The sequence below is a fragment of the Streptomyces sp. NPDC039462 genome (genome assembly GCF_055639375.1).
This window is the reverse complement of the sequence record NZ_JBVKAO010000001.1, coordinates 1,355,787-1,373,861: the sequence shown is the minus strand read 5'-3', so window position 1 is coordinate 1,373,861 and position 18,075 is coordinate 1,355,787. Positions and strand designations below refer to the sequence as shown.

Sequence of the window (18,075 nt, the reverse complement as noted above, 5' to 3'; positions counted from 1 at the left end):
CTATCCCGCATCTGGGATGACGGACAACTGTGGTCCACATCTCGGATACGTGCCGCGCCTCGCACGCAGCAGGTCCTGTGCCGGGCGTCCCTGGTCGTGCGTGGAAACAGCCGCGACAGCCGCGACAGCCGAGAAGTTGAGGAAGTCGGGACGGTCCCGGGAAACTCCCTGATCCCTCCCGTCGCCTCGCGGGTGCCGGTCTCGCGCCAGCTGCGGGTCATGTTGCGCCGAGACTCAGAGGGGGAGCCTGAACGTCCCGGCACACCATGGGCCGCCTGCGGGCACCTGGGTATCGCCGGCTCACGGAACAGATGAAAAAGGGGAACTCATGGATCTGCGGCTGACCGGCAAGTCCGCACTCGTGACCGGGGCGAGCCGGGGCATCGGGCTGGCCACGGTGTCCGCGCTGATCGACGAGGGCATGCGCGTCGTGGCGGCGGCCCGCACGCTCACACCGGAGCTCAAGGCCACCGGCGCCGTGGGCGTCGCCGTGGACCTGTCCACAGTGGACGGCCCCGCCCGCCTCGTGGCCCGCGCCGAGGCAGAACTCGGCGGGCTCGACCTCCTCGTCAACAACGTCGGCGGCGGTGACGCGGACGCGGGCTGGACGGGTGGCTTTCTCGCCTGCACCGAGCAGCAGTGGCGCGACGCGTTCGACCTGAACTTCTTCGCCTCGGTGCGCACCACCCGGGCCGCGCTGCCCCACCTCGTCGCCGACGGCGGCGGTGCCATCGTCAACGTCTCCTCCACCAGCGCCCGGACGCCACACGCCGGCCCGATCGCGTACAGCACCGCCAAGGCCGCGCTGACCGCGTTCGGCAAGGCGCTGGCCGAGGAGTTCGGGCCGCGAGGCGTACGGGTCAACACCGTCTCGCCCGGCCCCGTGCGCACGGACATGTGGGAGAGTTCCGACGGCTACGGCGCCCAGCTCGCCGCGTCCATGGGTGTGCCCCACGAGCGGTTGCTCGACGGCCTCCCGGGCACCGCGGGAATGGTCACCGGCAGGCTCGCGGAGGCGCACGAAGTCGCCGCGCTCGTCGCCTACTTGGGGTCGCCGGTCGCCGCCGGTGTCACCGGGGCGGACTACGTCATCGACGGGAACTCCGTGAAGACGGTGTGACGGGACGTGTGGCGATGCTCAAGCCTGTCTGTGGGGGCCTCCCTTGGCTTCCCTTGGCCTCCCTTGGCTCTCCTGGATTGCCCTGCTCGGGCGGAGCCTAGAGCTTGGGGCAGCGTGGGATTGGCGCCGTGCGGCGCGTCGGCGGTCGCCCTCGTGCAAGCCCGAACCGTCGTCGCCGCCAAGCTGCGCGTCTCCCGGTGAATACTCAGCCGCGCCCTCGACACCGCGTATCGGTGGCGGCCGCTGCCGGATGCCAACGCTTGCCCGCAGCGGGCAGCCCCATCTCCATGCGCGGATCGTGGATCACGGATCGCGGAACAGGACGGTCTCGTCGTCGCCTCGGTGTCCGTCGCGGACCACCGCCAACCCGCCGACCCGGGTCGTGATGCCCGCCGGCCCGCGTCGGGCCGAAGCGAGCACGCTGGCCGGTCGACCGAGGCTGTCCCCCTGTTCCACCTCGATCGCGACCGTCTGTGCCCCTGTCGTGTCGAGCAGGTGGGCGGCCAGGCAGCCGGTGCTGTTGGCGTTGGCGACGTCCTCGTCGACACCGATCGCCGGCGCGAACATCCGCGCCGCACCCGGTCGGTCGCCCACCGGAGGTACGTATACGAAACAGCCGAGGAGCCCGTATCGGCGGCACGCCGCTGTCAGCCTGCCGAGGTGTGGGTGGACTCGGAGCAGCGCCGACCGGTCGCGGACGGGCATCAGCATGCGTGGTGCGCCGGGCGCGCGTGGTGCGCCGGGCGCGGCGATCCGTGGCGCGTCCGTCGGATGCGGGTCGTCCGCGGTGAGCCCGAGCGCGGCGACGATCGCGGCGCGCTCGTCCGGTGCCGGGTGACGCAGTGCGACGAGGCCCTGGTCGAACCAGACCTCGATGGCGGCGGGGCGGCGGATCGCGACGGTGTCGAACGTGCGCCCGCCGGTGTGTTGGCGGTCGTGCAGCTCGCCCAGCGCGGTGCGGGTCAACCGGACGGCCTGCGCGGCGACGGTGCCGTGGCCGCAGCCGGACAGTTCGGCGGTGGCGGTGAAGAACCGGACCGGCCGGCCACCGTCCGGCGTCCGCCCCGGTCCGAGGAAGGCCGCGTGTGAGGTGCCGGCCGCGGCAGCGACCGCACGCCGGTCCGCGTCCGTCGCCGCCGGGTCGTCGTCGGTGACGGCCGTGGGGCTGCCGCCCCGGCCGTCGCGCCGCACGCACGCGTCGACCACCGTGACATCCGGCCAGGACATCGGCCCACCTTTCGCACAACGAACGGATAGAGGATGACGACCAAACCGCCGGTGGCGATCTGTATGCGTGCGATGTCCAGGGCCGCGGTCTGTTGAATCGTCGTATGCGCAGGTTATGAGTTGATGTGGGGTCGGGGGAAAGATCGGTACGGGATAGGCTCAGAACGGATCGTTATCAATCGGCGGGGAGGGCGCATGGCGCCGGATACGGTCAGCCTGCGGTACTTCCTGGTGCTGGCGCAGGAGTTGAACTTCACCCGCGCGGCCGCCCGGATCGGTATCGCACAGCCCGCACTCAGCGCCCGGATACGCCGACTGGAAACGGAACTCGGTACCCCGCTGCTGGTCCGCACCACGCGGAGCGTCGTATTGACCACGGCCGGTGCGGCTTTGGCGGAGTCCGCGCCGCCCGCGCTGGCGGCGCTGGACCGGGCATGGGACACCGCCCGGAGCGCGGCGGCCGGTGAACTGGGCACGCTGCGCATCGGATACAGCCTCAGCACCGGCGCCGAGACCACACCGGCCCTGGTGGACAAGCTGATGCACAGCAGTCCCGGACTCGAGGTCGACGCGGTCCCGATGGCGACGCCCGAGATCACCGCCGCCGTTGCCGAGGGCCGCATCGATGCCGGGATCACCCGCGGCGAACAACCGGGCCGCGGCGTACGCCGCTACCTGCTGCGCCGGGCGCGGATCGGCGTCCAGCTGGCGCAGCACCATCCGCTGGCCGAACACCCGGAGATCGAGATCGCCGACGCAGCCGCGTATCCGTTGCGCCTCCCCCACCGTGCGGCCAACCCCGTCATCCACGACCAGCTGTCCGCGGTGTTCCGCGACATCCGGCCACAACCCCAATTCCTCACGCCCACAGTCTCTTTCGACATGTCACAGCGTGACCTGCGCGACGGGCGCACCCTCGCCCCGGCCGGCGAGGCCGCCGCCACGGCACCACCGCCCGGCATCACCTGGCGCCCGCTGCACGGCGCGCCCAGCCTGACCATCCACCTGGTCCTCCCACGCGAACAGTCGCCACTGCACCGCCGCGTCCGTGCCGTCGCCAAAACCGTGGCGCACGAGCTGCACTGGCTGACGGACTGACGGACTGACGGGCTGACGGGCTGACGGGCTGACGGGCTGACGGGCTGACGGGCTGACGGAGCTGTAGCGGCCCAGGGCGTTGAGGTTTCTGGGCTTCAGCGGGGCAGCACGTACCCGGCGTCGTGGGGCACCGGCGGGGATCAGAGACTGGGTCTCAGGTCGCCGCGTCACCCAGGGCGTCCAGTACCGGACGGATCAGCGGGTGGTCCTCCGCGCCGCACCGGACCGCCGCGAAGACGCGGCGCGTGGGGGCCACGCCCTCCACCGGGCGTACCACCGCCCCCGACACGTCCATGCCGCGCAGGGCCGAGCGGGGTACGAGGGCGACTCCCGCACCCGCCGACGCGAGGGCCACCACCGCCCTGAAGTCGTCCGACCAGTGCTCCAGCATGGGCTGGAAGCCGGCCTGTTCGCAGGCGAGGACGACCACGTCGTGGCAGGGGTTGCCCACGAAGGGGCCGATCCAGGCGTCCTTCGCGAGCTCGGCGAGGGCCACCCGTTCCGCGTCCGCGAGGCGGTGGCCGAGCGGGAGCACCGCGTCGAAGGGTTCGGCGTAGAGCGGTACGCGGGTGAGCCGCGGGTCGTCCGCGCCCGGCGCGCCCCGGTACTCGACGGCGACGGCCACGTCCACCTGCCGGTCGAGGACCATCGGCAGGCTCGCGTCGCCCTCCGCGTCCTGGACGCGGACCCGGATACCGGGCGCGGAGTCTGCGAGGCGGGCCAGGGCGGGGGCGACGACCAGGCCGATGCCGGTGGCGAAGGCCGCGACGGTCACGGTGCCGGCCTCGCCGGAGCTGTACGCGGCGAGCTCCGCCTCGGCGCGCTCCAGCTGGGCCAGGACCGCGTTGGTGTGCGTGAGCAGGATCTCGCCCGCCGCCGTCAGCCGTACGCCGCGCGCGGAACGCTCGACCAGGCGGTGGCCCGTCTCCTGCTCCAGGGCGGTGAGCTGCTGGGAGACGGCGGAGGGGGTGAGGTAGAGCGCGGCGGCGGCGGCCGTGACCGTGCGGTGGTCGGCCACGGCACGGAGGATGTGCAGGCGCCGGGCTTCGATCATGCACTGATTCTCCCCTACGGGGGGCTCATCCGTTCTTGGGGGGGCGGCCCCTCGCCGGTCGGGGGCTCGCCCTTGCGCAGGGGGCGGTGGGCTCCCCCCTCGCCGCTGGGGCACAGGAAGGGGGCGTCCACCGGCCGGTGGGGGCTTGGCGCGCCGTTCCCCGCGCCCCCTGGCAGGGCTTCGTCCCCGCCGGGAGTCTCCCCCGTCCCCGGGGGGTGTTCCCCTCGCCGCTGAAGCGGAGGCTTAGGGGCATCCCACGGGCCGGTGGGGGCTGAGCGCGCAGTTCCCCGCGCCCCTATAGCGGGGGCTGCGCCCCCATAGAGGCCGCACCTTCGTCCCCTGAGGCGTTGCGCCCTGTTGGAGTCTCGGTCGCAGTGGAGGCATACGGGCGTCCACCGGCCGGTGGGGGTCCAGCACGCCGTTCCCCGCGCCCCCGGCGGGGCCAGCGAGGAGGGACGTCCCATTCGCCGCCGGGGCGGAGGCGTAGGGGCGTCCACCGGCCGGTGGATAGCTGAGCGCGCAGTTCCCCGCGCCCCTGGGGCGGGGGCTGCGCCCCACCCCCCGGCCCCCGTCGCGGGCCGACCGCCCAGAGAGGCAAGCGCCATCCAGGGCCCCCCGAGACCCGAGCCCCCTACCCCTCCAGCTCAGCCCGCGCAGCGACAAACGCGTCTACCGCGCGGTTGACGTCCTCCGTGGAGTGCGCCGCGGACAGTTGGACTCGGATGCGGGCCGCGCCCTGGGGGACCACCGGGTAGGAGAAGCCGATCACGTAGACGCCTCGGTCCAGGAGGAGTTCGGCCATGCGGGCTGCCACGGCCGCGTCGCCGATCATGACCGGGGCGATCGCATGGTCGCCGGGCAGGACGTCGAAGCCCTCCTCCGTCATGCGGGAGCGGAAGAGCGCCGTGTTCGCGGCGAGGCGCTCGCGCAGGTCGTCCGCCGACTCCAGGAGGTCGAGGACCTTGAGGGAGGCCGCGGCGATCACCGGCGCGAGGGTGTTCGAGAAGAGGTACGGGCGCGAGCGCTGGCGCAGCAGGGCGACGATCTCGGCACGGGCCGCGACGTAGCCCCCCGAAGCACCGCCGAGCGCCTTGCCCAGCGTGCCCGTGATGATGTCGACGCGGTCCATGACGCCGTGCAGCTCGGGGGTGCCACGGCCGCCGGGGCCCACGAAGCCGACGGCGTGCGAGTCGTCGACCATGACCATGGCGCCGTACCGGTCGGCGAGGTCGCAGATCTCCTGGAGCGGGGCGACGTAGCCGTCCATGGAGAAGACGCCGTCGGTGACGATCAGCTTCCGGCGCGCACCGCCCTCGGAAGCCTCCTTCAGCTGCTGCTCCAGGTCCGCCATGTCGCGGTTGGCGTAGCGGAAGCGGCGCGCCTTGGAGAGGCGGATGCCGTCGATGATCGACGCATGGTTCAGGGCGTCGGAGATGACCGCGTCCTCCGCGCCGAGCAGCGTCTCGAAGACGCCTCCGTTGGCGTCGAAACAGGAGGAGTAGAGGATCGTGTCCTCCTGGCCGAGGAAGGCGGAGAGGCGCGCTTCCAGCTCCTTGTGGACCTCCTGCGTGCCGCAGATGAAGCGGACGGAGGCCATGCCGTAGCCCCAGCGGTCGAGCGCCTCGTGCGCGGCGGCGACGACCTCGGAGTGGTCGGCGAGGCCGAGGTAGTTGTTCGCGCAGAAGTTGAGGACCTCGCCGGGGCGGCCCCCCGCGGTGACCGCCACCGTCGCGGACTGCGGGGTGCCGATGACGCGCTCGGGCTTGTGCAGCCCCGCGGCGACGATCTCGTCGAGGGTGGCCTGGAGGTCTTCGCGTACGGAGTCGAACATGCGTGTTCCTTAGGAGATGGGGAGTTCAGGGGCTGGACCGGTGCGAAGGACGGTGCGAAAGGCAGTGCAAAGGACGGTGCGAAAGGCGGCGCGAAGGGCAGTGCGCAAGGCGGCCGTCAGGCGGTCCAGTCGAGGATGACCTTGCCGCCGCGGCCGCTCGCCGCGTCGTCGAATGCCGCCTCGAAGTCGCGGTGGCCGTACCGGCCGGTGATGACGGGGGCCAGGTCGAGGCCGCCTTCGAGCAGCACCGACATCGCGTACCAGGTCTCGTACATCTCGCGGCCGTAGATGCCCTTGATGGTGATCATCGAGGTGACGATCCGCGACCAGTCGACGGCGAACTCCTCGGCGGGCAGGCCGAGCATGGCGATCTTGCCGCCGTGGGTCATGTTGGCGACCATGTCGCGCATCGCGCGCGGGTTGCCTGACATCTCCAGGCCGACGTCGAAGCCCTCGCGGAGGCCGAGCTCGCGCTGGCCGTCGGCGATCGTCGACTTCGCCACGTTCAGCGCGAGGCTCGCGCCGATCTTGCGGGCCAGCTCCAGGCGCTCCTCGCTGACATCGGTGATCACGACGTTGCGGGCGCCCGCGTGGCGCGCGACGGCGGCGGCCATCAGGCCGATCGGGCCCGCCCCGGTGATCAGTACGTCCTCGCCGACCAGCGGGAACGACAGGGCCGTGTGCACGGCGTTGCCGAACGGGTCGAAGATCGCGGCCACGTCCAGGTCGACGGGGACGCGGTGCACCCACACGTTCGACGCGGGGAGCGCGACGTACTCCGCGAAGGCGCCGTCCCGCCCGACCCCGAGGCCGACCGTGGCGCGGCACAGGTGTCGCCGCCCGGCCAGGCAGTTGCGGCACTTGCCGCACACCAGGTGGCCCTCGCCGCTGACCAGGTCGCCGGCCTTGATGTCGGCGACATCACGGCCGGTCTCCACGACCTCGCCGACGAACTCGTGCCCGACCACGAGCGGCGCGGTGATCGTCTGCTGCGCCCAGCCGTCCCAGGACCGGATGTGCAGGTCGGTACCGCAGATCCCGGTGCGGAGCACCTTGATGAGGACGTCTCCGTGGCCGATGACCGGCTCCGGCACGTCCTTCAGGCTGAGACCCGGCTCTGCCTTCTCCTTGACCAGCGCCTTCACGGCCACGGCTCCCGTCGTACGTCGCTTCTTCCCCCGACGACACAGGAATCTTCCCTACGGCGGCGCCCCGGTCCATCGAGGATTTCTTAAGCGCCGCCGCAGCTTTCCTTCAAACCTGTGGGTCGGCGGGTCCGACCGCGCTCGAAGTAGAAGCAGGGGATCAGCTGCTGAACGTCCTCGACCCGTCCTGGACATCCTCGACGTCGAGGACGGGGGGCGAGGGGCGAGGGGCGAGGGGCGAGGGGCGCCTCAGCGTAGTAATCGGTTACTTCTTCTGACCATGACCCGGAGCGTCGCGCTCCTGGGCTTTCCTCCCACCTCCCGACGTCACAGGGGAGAAAGCTCATAGAAAACCGTCCCGAACCCTTGCGTGTCATAGCAACCGCTTACATGCTGTCGCGGAATCGGCTCACCCGGAACGCCCCGACACCTCTGGGAGTTCGCATGCCCACGCCCGACTCCTCCTCCGCGCCCCGCCGTCGCACACTCCTCATCGCGGGCGCCGCGTCCGCCCTCGTACCGCCGGTCGCGGGCGGCACCGCATGGGCCGCGACGGCCGGGAGCGCGCCCGAAGAGGCGTACGACACGCTGCTCGCCCGCGCCGCCACGCAGCTCACCGGCGGCGACTTCGACGCCTCGGACCCGGACTTCGCCGCGGCCCTGAAAGCCCTGGACGCCCAGGCGTCGGGCTGGTGGCGGCAGTTGGACCGGTCGGCGGGCCGGACCGCGCTGTGGCCCGACCTCTCCCCCGCCTCGGACCCCGGCAACTTCGGCCAGAGCTACACCCGTCTGCGTACCCTCGCGACGGCCTGGGCCACCCCCGGCACCTCGCTCAGCGGCAGCGCGGAGACCGTCGACACCCTGCTCGACGCGCTCCGCTTCCTGCGCTCCACCGGCTACCGCCCCGACCGCCCGGAGTCCGGCAACTGGTGGTTCTGGGAGATCGGCGCACCCCGAGCGCTCATGGACACGTGCGTGCTGCTGCGGGCCCGCATGCCCGCCGACGACCTGGCCGCGTACACGGCGACGGTCGCGAAGTTCTGCCCGGACCCGGACCGCCGCACCACCTCCCCCTCGCTCGCCGAGACCGGCGCCAACCGCGCCGACAAGGCCGTGATCGTGGCCCTGCGCGGCCTGCTCACCCGGGACACCGCCACGGTGGCGCTGGCCCGCGACGGGCTCTCCGACCGCCGGGACGGCGGCAGGAACAGCCTTTTCCAGTACGTCACTTCGGGGGACGGCTTCTACGAGGACGGGTCGTTCGTGCAGCACGGCTCCGTCGCGTACACGGGAACGTACGGCAGTGTCCTGCTCGGCGCGGCGGGCCAGCTGATCGCGCTCCTCGCGGACTCCCCGTGGGCGGTCACCGATCCGAAGACGTCCGTGCTGTACGAGGCGGTGGACCGGACGTTCGCGCCGGTGGTCTTCGACGGGCTGATGATGGACGCGGTGCGCGGCCGGGCGATATCCAGGGAGAAGGCGCGGGACCACAACGACGGGGCGGCGGCGCTCTCGCACATCCTGCAGCTGGCTTCGGGCGCGCCGGCCGCGTACGCGCGGCGGTGGCGGGCCCTTGCCAAGGGCTGGATCCACCGCAACAGAACCACTCCGTATCTGGGTCTCGTGGGCATTCCCGCTCTGGTCCGCGCCAAGGCCGTCCTCGACGACGGGTCGGTGCCGGCCGCGGACCGGCTCACGGGGCACTTCGTCTTCGCCGGCATGGACCGGGTGGTGCACCGGCGGCCCGGCTGGGCGCTCACCCTGTCGCTCTCGTCGAAGCGCGTCGCCGCGTACGAGGCGGGCAACGGCGAGAACCTGCACGGCTGGTACACCGGTGACGGCATGACCTACCTGTACGACGGCGACGACCTCGGGCAGTTCGGCGACGCCTTCTGGGCGACCGTCGATCCGTACCGCCTGCCGGGCACGACCGTGGACACCCGGGCCCGCGCCGACATCGGCACGGGCAGCGGCACGAGCACGTACCGTCCGAAGAACGCCGTCGCGGGCGGCGCGGCCCTGGACGCCCGGCACGGCGCCGCGGCCATGGAGCTGATCGCCGACGGCAGCACCTTGCGGGCCCGCAAGGCGTGGTTCTTCCTCGACAACGCCGTCGTCGCGCTCGGCGCGGGCATCGGCGCGAGCGACGGGCGCACGATCGAGACGGTCGTCGAGAACCGCAATCTGCACGCCGACGGGCCGGTGCGGCGGCTGACCGTCGACGGCCGCCGGCAGCCGGACCACGACGGCTGGTCCGCCCGGCTCGGCGCTGCCCGGTGGGCGCACCTGGACGGCACGGGCGGCTACGTCTTTCCCGACTTCTCCGGCCGCGCCGGTGACCCGGGCCTGCGCGCGCTGCGCGAGGAGCGCGTCGGCGCGTGGCGGGACATCAACACCGGCGCCGACACAGGGGGGAGCGCCTCACCGGTGCGGCGCCGCTATCTCACTCTCTGGCTCGACCACGGGGTGTCCCCCGCCTCCGCCTCGTACGCCTACGTCCTGCTGCCCGGCGCGAGTGCGGCGGCGACGGCGGCCTGGGCGCAGGGCCGGCCCGTGCGGGTCGTTGCCAACGACGCGACCGTGCAGGCCGTCGAGGCCCGGCGGGACGGGGTGCTCGCGGCGCACTTCTGGGGCCCCGGCCGGGCCGGGGGCCTCACGTCGTCCGGGCCTTGCACGGTGCTCGTGCGCCGCGGGCGCGGAGGCGTGTCCGTGGCCGTCGCCGATCCCGGCCGCACGGGGACGACAGTGAGCGTCGAACTTCCCTTCGGCGTGCGGGAGGTGGTCCGTGCCGATGACACGGTGACGGTCGTGCCGGGGTCCCGGCCCGTCGTCACCGTGCGGGTGGGCGGTTCCCGGGGCCGTACACACGCGGCGGAACTCGCCTGACCCCCGGGCGGCTCCCGCCCGCCCGGCGTGTGCGGGAGCGTCGTCCTCCCGGCTCAGATCGGTGAGCAGTCGGCCTTGTCCGTCCATCCCGCCGCGCACCGGTAGAGGGTGAAGGGGGTGTTGTAGCCGTGGGCGGCACCCAGTTGGTTGTACTCGGTCACGGTGACGCGCTGGGCCACGTAGTGGTCGGTCGCTGTGCCCATGACGCTGTCGGAGTACGGCGGAGTCGTGCTTGTGGATGTCGGCGTGGGCGTCGGCGTCGGCGGGTTGCTGTCGTCGATGTCCCAGAAGCGGACGAGGTGGTACGCGGAGCAGATGTTCACGTCCAGGATGTAGGAGGCCGCCGAACCGCACTGGGCCGGGCCCGTCCCGGGGTCGATGGGGTGGCCGTGTCCCATGCCGGTGATGTCGTAGGTCTCCACCGTGCCGCCGTAGACCCGGTGGGGATACCCCGCGACCTTGTCGGTGGTGTCCGGTGCCTGGTCGGTGCCGTTGGCGTCGGTGAACTGCTCCATGATCTCGGTGGCGTTCATCGGTTTCACGGTCGCGTCCGAAGTGCCGTGCCAGATCGAGACTTTCGGGCGCGGCCCGGAGTACGACGGGAAGGCGGCCCTGACCTTGTCCCCCCACTCCTTGGGGGACTTGCCGACGCCAGGGCTCATGCAACTGTAGGCGGAGACAACGGAGTTGGCGCAGCCGTAGGGCAGACCGGCGATCACTCCCCCGCCGGAGAAGACGTCGGGGTAGGCCGCCAGCATGGCGGAGGTCATCCCGCCTCCCGCGGAGAGACCGCTCACGTACGCCTTCGTCGAACCCTCGTCCTGCTTCGTGCGGTCGACCATCTGCTTGATCGACAGTGCTTCTCCCGAACCTCGCCGTGTGTCGCCGGACTCGAACCAGTTGAAGCACGAGTTCGCGTTGTTGGCGCTCTGCTGCTGCGGGAAGACGACGGAGAACTTGTACTGGTCGGCCAGCTCGGTCCAGCCGGTGCCTGCCGCGTAGCCGGAGGCGTTCTGGGTGCAGCCGTGCATGGCCACCACGACAGGGCGCCCGCTGGGCAGTCCCACGGGCACGTAACGGAACATGCGCAGGTTGCCCGGGTTGGAACCGAAGCCCGCCACTTCCTGGGGTGTGCCCGCCGCGCGGGCCGGGCCTGATGTGGCCACGATGGACAGCGCGGCCAGCAGCAGGATGGCCAGTCCCGCGGCCGGTCCGGCGGCGCGTGCCGCGACCGGTCGGCGGCGGACGGTGGCTGGGGCATGGGACATGGGGGGACCTCCGTGTTCGAGTTCTGCGATGACCGCGTGCGCTGACCGATCCCGCTGCGGCCTTCACGAGGTGGTGTGGAGGTTAGGGGCGCACGTGACGGCTGCGCCCCGGGTGGGGCCGCCACAATGCCGATCGCCCGAGTGGTGTCGAGCCACACGCACCGCCCCGGCTGCGCAAAGACGTCTCAGCGACGGTCATGAGGCGCGGCTCGGCGCCGGCCCTCCCAGTGATACGCAGAGTGCGGATCAGCGATCAGGAGCAAGTGCCGTCGGTGGTACGGAGCTTGTGGTCGCTCAGGCGGTGCAGGCGCAGGGCCAGCTGTAGTTCGAGGGCTCTGGTGGGGGCGTTCCAGTCGGGGCCGAGGAGTTGGGCGACGCGGTCCAGGCGCTGGACCACGGTGTTGACGTGCACGTGCAGGGCGTCCTTGGCCTTGGACAGGCTCGCGCCATGGGTGTAGTAGGCGTCGAGCGTCTGGGTCAGCTCGGTGCCACGCTGCTGGTCGTACGCGAGGACGGGGCCGAGGTAGCGCTGGACGAAGCCGTTGATGTCGGACCGGTCGCCGAGCAGGACGCCCAGGAAACCCAGTCCGGCGATGTCGCTGCCGTCTCCGGTGCGGCCCAGGGCGTGCAGGGCGGTCAGGCAGCGGCCGGCTTCCGTGTAGGTGTCCGGGAGGCGTTCGGGGCCGGTGACCGGTCCCGCGGATCCCACGGTCACCGGCGTACCGGCGGCCTTGCCGAGTTCAGCGGCCAGTTCGGCGGCGAGTGTCCCGGGGTCGGATGACGGTACGAGCAGGACGATGTGGCCGTCGTGGATTCCCGCGAGCCCGTCCAGCGACCGGGCGCGGCGGACGGTTTCCGCGAACAGGTGGGAGCGCGGTTCGCTGTCCGTGTCCAGGGCCAGGACGGCATGGGGCCGGGAGAGGTTGATGCCGAGCTTGCGGGCGCGCAGGGTCAGGCTTCCGCTGTCGTGGCGGTCGCCGGGGCGGTGGCAGGTGAGCAGGTCGTCGAGGAGTTCGCCGCGCACGCGGTGCTCCGCGTCGGCCATGGTGCGGCGCAGGAGCAGGAGGAGGGCGGCGACCAGGGCGGCGCGTTCGAACAGGCGCCGGTCGGCGTCGGTCAGGTCCGCGCGGCCGGTGAGGACGATGCTGCCGAGGAGCTCGGAGCCGGCCAGCACGGCGCAGACCCAGGTGCCGTCCACCGGGACGGCGCGGCCGCCGGTGCGGGAGGCCGTGACGCCGTGGGACGAGGGGGTGAGGGGGTCGGTGCCGGCGCGGGCCATTTCGGTGCCGTCGGTGTCGTGGAGGGCGAGGCCGCCGCCGAGCAGCGCGGCGATCTCCCGGACCAGATCGTCGACGGTCGCGCCGCGCAGGACCAGGTCGGTGAGCCGGTCGTGGGCGTCGGCGGCACGGCGCAGGGCGATGCTGTGGGCCCGGGCTGTTTCGTTGGCCGTGTTCAGGTCGACCAGGGCGGAGCGGGTCTCCTCCAGCATGCGTGCGCTGTCGATGGCGACCGCGGCGTGGTCGGCGAGCGACGTGAGGAGCGCGATGGCTTCCGGCGGGAAGTCACGTGGGCTGCGGTCCGCGGCGAAGAGCACGCCGATGACGCGTTTGCCGACGCGCAAGGGCACGCCGAGGATGCCGCCGAGCCCTTCTTCCAGCACCGCTTCATCGATGGGGCGGGTGTGCTTGAAGCGGGGGTCGGTCTGGTAGTCGGCGCTGGTGTAGGGGCGCGCGGTCTGGGCGACCAGGCCGCCGAGACCCTCGCCCATGCCCAGGCGCAGTTGCTGGAAGCGGGCCGATACCGAGCCGTCGGTGACACGCATGTACGTGTCTTTGGCGACAGGGTCGTTGAGGGTGAGGTAGGCGGCGTCGGTGCCGAGGAGGGTTCTGGCCCGGTGGACGATGGCGCGCAGGACGGCGTCCAGGTCGCGCAGGGCCGCGAGGTCGCTGGCGGTGTCGAAGAGTGCGGCCAGCTCGGCCTCGCGCCTGCGGTGCTGGTCGAGGGTGCGGCGGATCTCCAGCGCGATCCGGGTGGCGTCGTCCAGGAGGGACCGCTCCTCGGGCGGGAGCTGTGCGGTGGAGGCGTCGCCCGAGGGACGGGTGAACTGGTCGGCGGGTGCTCCGGAGGCCAGCAGGGTGAGCAGTCGTCTGAGGGCCGCCATCGCGCTGTGAGCCGCTGCGCGGTACGTGCGGTCGCTCATGGTGGTCATGATGGCATTCCTTCCCTCCGGGCGGGGGCTCCGGACACGTGCGGGCCGGGCCCGGCCGGACGGGAGAGGGCGCCCGGCCATTGCCCGTACGTTCGCTGCCCGGTCGGGCGGGCGAGGCTCGTCGGATCAGACCCTGTCGGCGCCGACGGGTGGGGACACCTCATGGCGGGCCTGCTCCGTGCCGTCGGGGGTCATGGCGACGGTGAGGTCCCGGCCGCGTGTTTCCCTGGCGAGGGCGACGGTGATGGTGGTGACGACCGCGGCCAGGCAGAGGTACCAGGCGACGGGGGTGGCGGAGTCGTACTCCTTGAGCAGCTCGACCGCGATGATCGGTGCCAGTGCGCCGGCCACGATGGAGGCGAGCTGTGAGCCCATGGAGGCACCGGAGTAGCGGACCTTGGTGTCGAACATCTCGGAGATGAAGGCGGCCTGGGGGCCGTACATGGCGCCGTGCAGCAGCAGGCCGATGGTCACCGCGAAAGTGATCACGGCGAAGGACTTGGAGTCGAGCAGGGTGAAGAAGGCGAAGGCCCACAAGGCCATGCCCGCCGAGCCGATGAGGGTGACCGGCCTGCGGCCGATGCGGTCGGAGAGCGCGCCCCACAGGGGGATGGTGACGAAGTGGACGGCCGAGGCGATCAGGACGGCGTTCAGCGCGGTGCTCTTGGGCAGGTCCAGGTGGTTGGTGACGTAGACGAGGAGGAAGGCGGTGAGGACGTAGTAGGAGATGTTCTCGCCGAACCGGGTGCCGATCGCGGTCAGCACCTCGCGCCAGCTGCGGCGGAACACCTCCACCACCGGCGGCTTCTCCTTGACGCCGCGGGCGGCGTCGGCCTGGGCCTTGGCCTGGGCAGCGAGGAAGACGGGCGATTCTGAGACGGAGATGCGGATCCACAGGCCGATCAGGACCAGGACGCCGGAGAGCAGGAACGGGATGCGCCAGCCCCAGGCCTCGAAGGCCTCCTCGGACTGGACGGCGGCGAGCAGGGCGAGGACGCCGGTGGCCAGGAGGTTGCCGCCCGGCGCTCCCGCCTGCGGCCAGGAGGCCCAGAAACCGCGGCTCTTGTCGCCGCCGTGCTCGGAGACGAGGAGGACCGCGCCGCCCCACTCGCCGCCCAGCGCGAAACCCTGGATGAGGCGCAGCACGGTGAGCAGGATCGGCGCGCCGACGCCGATGGTGTCGTAGGTGGGGAGCAGGCCCATGGCGAAGGTGGCCCCGCCCATCATGAGCAGGCTGATGACGAGCAGCTTCTTGCGCCCGATCTTGTCGCCGAAGTGCCCGAAGACCACGCCGCCGAGCGGCCTGGCGGCGAACCCGATCGCGTAGGTGATGAAGGCGATCATGGTGCCGACGAGCGGGTCGGCGGTGGGGAAGAAGAGGGTGTTGAACACCAGCGCGGCGGCGGAACCGTAGAGGAAGAAGTCGTACCACTCGATGGTGGTGCCGATCAGGCTCGCGCTGACGATCCGGGCGATGCCGGGAGAGCTGCCTGGCACGGTGGGGCCGGTGGCCGGGGCGTCGGACATGTGTCACCAGTTTCGGGAGCGGGGTGGGTGCGGGGACAGGGGTGCGCGGGGCGCCGGAGCGCGGCCGGGGGTCAGCTCGCTCCCCAGCCGCCGTCGAGGGGCAGCGAGGCTCCGGTGATGTAGCCGGTGTGCGGCCCGCACAGCCACAGGACGGCGCCGGCGACCTCTTCGGCCTCCAGGAGCCGTTTCAGCGGAGTGCGGGAGAGCAGGACGTCGGAGACGACGTCGTCGGGGCTGATGCCGTGGGCCTCGGCCTGGTCCTGGATCTGGGCTTCCACCAGCGGGGTGCGGACATAGCCGGGGTTCACACAGTTGCTCGTCACCCCGTGCGGGGCGCCCTCGACAGCGGTGACCTTGCTCAGTCCCTCCAAGGCGTGCTTGGCGGCGACGTAGGCGGATTTGTAGGCGCTGGCACGCAGCCCGTGGACGCTGGAGATGTTGATCACCCGGCCCCATCCGTTGGCGTACATGTGCGGCAGCACGCGGCGGATCAGCAGGAACGGGGCGGTGACCATCACCTGCTGCATGAGCGCGAAGCGCTCCGGCGGGAACTCGTGGAGCGGGGCGACGTGCTGCAGCCCGGCGTTGTTGACCAGGACGTCGATGCCGGAGGGCAACATGTCGATGACGTCCGGGTCGGCCAGGTCGGCGGCGTGTGCCTGCCCCCCGATGGCCTCGGCGACTGTCTTGGCCTTCTCGGCGTCCAGGTCGACCACGTGGACTTCCGCGCCGGCGACGGCGAGCGCGGCGGCGCATGCCAGGCCGATGCCGCTGCCACCGCCGGTCACCAGTGCCACGCGCCCGGACAAGTCCACGCCGCGGGCCGTCGAAGAGAGCGAAGCTACCAGCGCCGAGGGGTGTGAGGATGCGAATTCGCTGGTCATGGCCGGAAACAGTAAAGAAACCTGACCGGCTCTCCTATGGCAGCGAACACCACAATGCCTCGCCCAAGAGTGGCGGACTCTCCCATGTCCACGCCTGAAGTGGAACTCGGCCCCCGGCGCTCCGCGGACGTCCGGTACGCGCGGTGCGCTCCCCCACTGGGGAGGCGCTCGGTATGTGAGTGAGAACCATGGTGAGGGATGCTCCGAGGTTCTTAGGCTCAGCGCCGAGTTGGCCGAGCAGGCAGCAACGGTCGTCCACACGTCGGGTTCCCGACGAGCCGGACTGACCGCCTGCAGTGGAGCGCTGGGAGAAGTCGAATGGGTCTGGACAAAACAGTTGCGAGCGTCGCCGAGGCGGTGAGAGGCATCCCTGACGGGGCGTCCCTCGCCGTCGGTGGATTCGGTCTGTGCGGCATACCGAGCGCGTTGATCGACGCGCTGCTGCACGAGGGCGCTTCCGGGCTGCGGATCGTCTCCAACAACTGCGGTGTGGACGACTGGGGGCTCGGCCTGCTCCTGCGGGCGGGCCGGATCGCCCGGATGACCAGCTCGTACGTGGGAGAGAACAAGGAATTCGCCCGGCAGTACCTCAGCGGGGAGCTGGAGGTGGAGCTGGTGCCCCAGGGCACCCTCGCCGAGCGGCTGCGCGCCGGGGGCGCGGGCATCCCCGCCTTCTACACCCCGGCCGGCGCCGGAACCCAGATCGCCGAGGGCGGACTGCCCTGGCGCTACGGTCCGGACGGCACCGTCGTGGTCGCCTCACCGCCCAAGGAGAGCCGCGTCTTCGACGGCACCGAGTACCTCCTGGAAGAGAGCATCACCACCGACTACGCACTGGTGCGAGCCACCCTCGGCGACCGCCACGGCAACCTGGTCTTCCACTCCTCCGCCCGCAACTTCAACCCCCTCGCGGCGATGGCCGGCAAGGTCACCGTCGCCGAGGTCGAGCACCTGGTCGAACCCGGCGAGCTGGACCCGGACGAGGTCCACCTGCCCGGTGTGTTCGTCCAGAGCGTGGTCCGCGTCCACCCCGGCGACCCCGCAGCCCAGCGGCGCATCGAACGCCGCACCGTCCGTACCCAGCAGGAAGTCGGTGCCTGACATGGCGCTCACCCGTGAGCAGCTGGCCGCCCGGGCCGCCCGGGAACTGATCGACGGCACGTACGTCAACCTCGGCATCGGCCTGCCCACCCTCATCCCCAACTATCTGCCGCCCGGGGTCGAAGTGGTCCTCCAGTCGGAGAACGGCATCCTCGGCGTCGGCCCCTACCCGACCGAGGACGAACTCGACAGCGACCTCATCAACGCGGGCAAGGAAACAGTGACCACGCTGCCGGGCGCCTCGTTCTTCGACTCCGCGCTCTCCTTCGGCATGATCCGCGGCGGCCACATCGACACCGCCGTCCTCGGCGCCATGCAGGTCTCCGCCACGGGCGACCTCGCCAACTGGATGATCCCCGGCAAGGTGGTCAAGGGCATGGGCGGCGCGATGGACCTGGTGCACGGAGCCCGCCGGGTCATCGTCCTCATGGAGCACACGGCCAAGGACGGCAGCCCCAAGCTCGTCGAGAGGTGCACGCTGCCGCTCACCGGCCGTGGCGTGGTCCAGCGCGTCATCACCGACCTCGCCGTCCTCGACGTCACGTCCGACGGCTTCGAGCTGGTGGAACTCGCGCCCGACGTGACGGTCCAGGACATCGAAGCGGCGACGGCCGCCAAGCTGACCGTGCCCGCTCGGCTCATGGCGCCCACCGGCGCCTGACCGGACAGAGTGAAGTGCTCTGCCCACCGGACCGGACGCGGCCTCTGAGCCCGGGACCGGCCGC

Annotated in this window: 13 protein-coding genes; 5 read left to right on the top strand and 8 right to left on the bottom strand. The window is 71.7% G+C overall.

All coding sequences use genetic code 11. The features are described from left to right. Positions 1 to 328: 328 nt before the first annotated feature. Positions 329 to 1,120 carry an oxidoreductase gene (locus ACZ7LU_RS05855; protein ID WP_471915816.1) on the top strand — a complete coding sequence of 264 codons (792 nt, stop codon included), beginning with the start codon at positions 329 to 331 and terminating at the stop codon, positions 1,118 to 1,120. A gap of 303 nt (positions 1,121 to 1,423) precedes the next feature. Here the strand turns inward: ACZ7LU_RS05855 and ACZ7LU_RS05850 are convergent, their stop codons facing one another. After that, complete coding sequence (locus ACZ7LU_RS05850) at positions 1,424 to 2,347, bottom strand: PhzF family phenazine biosynthesis protein (protein WP_471915815.1); 924 nt, start codon at positions 2,345 to 2,347, stop codon at positions 1,424 to 1,426. Positions 2,348 to 2,542: 195 nt separating this feature from the next. Here ACZ7LU_RS05850 and ACZ7LU_RS05845 point away from each other — a divergent pair, with 195 nt between their 5' ends. Next, positions 2,543 to 3,445, top strand: coding sequence for a LysR family transcriptional regulator (locus ACZ7LU_RS05845; RefSeq protein WP_471915814.1), 903 nt, complete (start codon positions 2,543 to 2,545; stop codon positions 3,443 to 3,445). Positions 3,446 to 3,599: 154 nt separating this feature from the next. Here ACZ7LU_RS05845 and ACZ7LU_RS05840 read toward each other — a convergent pair whose 3' ends face one another. From ACZ7LU_RS05840 to tdh, 3 genes are all read right to left on the bottom strand, one after another. Next, on the bottom strand, positions 3,600 to 4,499 hold the full coding sequence (locus ACZ7LU_RS05840; protein WP_471915813.1) for a LysR family transcriptional regulator: 900 nt from the start codon (positions 4,497 to 4,499) through the stop codon (positions 3,600 to 3,602). Between the two features lie 631 nt (positions 4,500 to 5,130). Beyond that, positions 5,131 to 6,330 (bottom strand): glycine C-acetyltransferase, encoded by a 1,200-nt coding sequence (locus tag ACZ7LU_RS05835; protein ID WP_471915812.1) that lies wholly within the window; start codon positions 6,328 to 6,330, stop codon positions 5,131 to 5,133. Between the two features lie 116 nt (positions 6,331 to 6,446). Beyond that, a complete protein-coding gene (gene tdh / locus ACZ7LU_RS05830; RefSeq protein WP_468086616.1) occupies positions 6,447 to 7,475 on the bottom strand; it encodes an L-threonine 3-dehydrogenase in 1,029 nt (342 codons plus the stop codon). A gap of 444 nt (positions 7,476 to 7,919) precedes the next feature. Here tdh and ACZ7LU_RS05825 point away from each other — a divergent pair, with 444 nt between their 5' ends. Then, positions 7,920 to 10,361, top strand: coding sequence for a polysaccharide lyase 8 family protein (locus ACZ7LU_RS05825; RefSeq protein ID WP_471915811.1), 2,442 nt, complete (start codon positions 7,920 to 7,922; stop codon positions 10,359 to 10,361). 53 nt (positions 10,362 to 10,414) lie between these two features. Here ACZ7LU_RS05825 and ACZ7LU_RS05820 read toward each other — a convergent pair whose 3' ends face one another. The 4 genes from ACZ7LU_RS05820 to ACZ7LU_RS05805 all read right to left on the bottom strand — a co-directional run bounded on the left by ACZ7LU_RS05820 (position 10,415) and on the right by ACZ7LU_RS05805 (position 16,249). Next, positions 10,415 to 11,629, bottom strand: a complete 1,215-nt coding sequence (locus ACZ7LU_RS05820) for an extracellular catalytic domain type 1 short-chain-length polyhydroxyalkanoate depolymerase (RefSeq protein WP_471915810.1) — start codon at positions 11,627 to 11,629, stop codon at positions 10,415 to 10,417. Positions 11,630 to 11,882: 253 nt separating this feature from the next. After that, complete coding sequence (locus ACZ7LU_RS05815) at positions 11,883 to 13,829, bottom strand: helix-turn-helix domain-containing protein (RefSeq protein WP_471916487.1); 1,947 nt, start codon at positions 13,827 to 13,829, stop codon at positions 11,883 to 11,885. A gap of 135 nt (positions 13,830 to 13,964) precedes the next feature. Beyond that, complete coding sequence (locus ACZ7LU_RS05810; protein WP_471915809.1) at positions 13,965 to 15,365, bottom strand: MFS transporter; 1,401 nt, start codon at positions 15,363 to 15,365, stop codon at positions 13,965 to 13,967. A 71-nt stretch (positions 15,366 to 15,436) separates the two neighbouring features. After that, positions 15,437 to 16,249: a 3-hydroxybutyrate dehydrogenase gene (locus ACZ7LU_RS05805; protein WP_468085909.1), complete on the bottom strand. Its 813-nt coding sequence runs from the start codon at positions 16,247 to 16,249 to the stop codon at positions 15,437 to 15,439. A gap of 318 nt (positions 16,250 to 16,567) precedes the next feature. Between ACZ7LU_RS05805 and ACZ7LU_RS05800 the strand changes: the two genes are divergently transcribed. Continuing rightward, the gene (locus ACZ7LU_RS05800; protein ID WP_471915808.1) at positions 16,568 to 17,350 is read left to right on the top strand and encodes a CoA transferase subunit A; all 783 of its coding nucleotides are present in this window, start codon (positions 16,568 to 16,570) and stop codon (positions 17,348 to 17,350) included. Position 17,351: 1 nt separating this feature from the next. Further along, positions 17,352 to 18,011, top strand: a complete 660-nt coding sequence (locus ACZ7LU_RS05795; protein WP_471915807.1) for a CoA transferase subunit B — start codon at positions 17,352 to 17,354, stop codon at positions 18,009 to 18,011. The last annotated feature ends 64 nt before the right edge of the window (positions 18,012 to 18,075 follow it).